Annotated in this window: 2 pseudogenes; both read left to right on the forward strand. The window is 67.3% G+C overall.

The features are described 5' to 3' along the window. Positions 1-854 (forward strand): annotated as a pseudogene (locus tag NBG84_RS38200) (2-oxoacid:acceptor oxidoreductase subunit alpha); the annotation flags it as partial. Continuing rightward, positions 847-1,183: pseudogene (locus NBG84_RS38205) on the forward strand (2-oxoacid:ferredoxin oxidoreductase subunit beta); the annotation flags it as partial. The pseudogenes NBG84_RS38200 and NBG84_RS38205, both read left to right, overlap by 8 nt.

Here is a 1,183-nt window from a genome sequence, read left to right on the forward strand (position 1 = left end):
TGCTGATCATCGATATCCAACGGGGCGGGCCCTCGACCGGCCTACCGACCAAAACCGAGCAGGCCGACCTCCTCCAGGCCATGTACGGACGCAACGGTGAGGCACCGGTCCCGATCGTCGCCCCCCGCACACCGGGGGACTGCTTCACCGCCGCGGTGGAAGCCGCCCGGATCGCCCTCACCTACCGCACCCCGGTCTTCCTCCTGTCCGACGGCTACCTCGCCAACGGATCCGAACCCTGGCGCGTCCCCGACCTCGACGAACTCCCCGACCTACGGGTGCCCTTCACCACCACCACCAACCACACCCTGGCCGACGGCACCGACGTCTTCTGGCCCTACAAACGCGACCCGCACACCCTCGCCCGCCCCTGGGCCGTACCCGGCACCCCCGGACTCGAACACCGCATCGGCGGCATCGAGAAACAAGACGGCACCGGCAACATCTCCTACGACCCCGCCAACCACGAACTCATGGTCCGCACCCGCCAAGCCAAAATCGACAACATCACCGTCGACGACCTGGTGGTGGACGACCCCGACCACGCCAGCACCCTCGTCCTGGGCTGGGGCTCCACCTACGGACCCATCACCGCCGCCGTCCGCCGCCTGCGCACCGACGGCCACCCCATCGCCCAAGCCCACCTACGCCACCTCAACCCCTTCCCCCGCAACCTTGAAACCGTCCTGGCCCACTACACCCACGTCGTCATCCCCGAAATGAACCTCGGCCAACTCAACACCCTCATCCGCGCCCGCTACCTCACCCCCACCCACTCCCACACCCAAGTCAACGGAATGCCATTCAAGGCCGAACAACTCGCCGCGGCCCTCAAGGAGCACATCCATGACTGACACCACCACCCGCCGCGAGCCCACCCCCCTCACCCTCATCCCCAAAACCACCACCCCCCAGACCATGAAGGACTTCAAGTCCGACCAGGAAGTCCGCTGGTGCCCCGGCTGCGGCGACTACGCCATCCTCGCCGCCGTCCAGTCCTTCATGCCCACCCTCGGCCTCGCCCGCGAAAACATCACCTTCATCTCCGGCATCGGCTGCTCCTCCCGCTTCCCCTACTACATGAACACCTACGGCATGCACTCCATCCACGGACGCGCACCCGCCATCGCCACCGGACTCGCCACCTCCCGCACCGACCTCTCCGTCTGGGTCGTCACCGGCG

Source organism: Streptomyces albipurpureus (assembly GCF_023701525.1).
Taxonomy (GTDB): Bacteria; Actinomycetota; Actinomycetes; order Streptomycetales; family Streptomycetaceae; genus Streptomyces; species Streptomyces albipurpureus.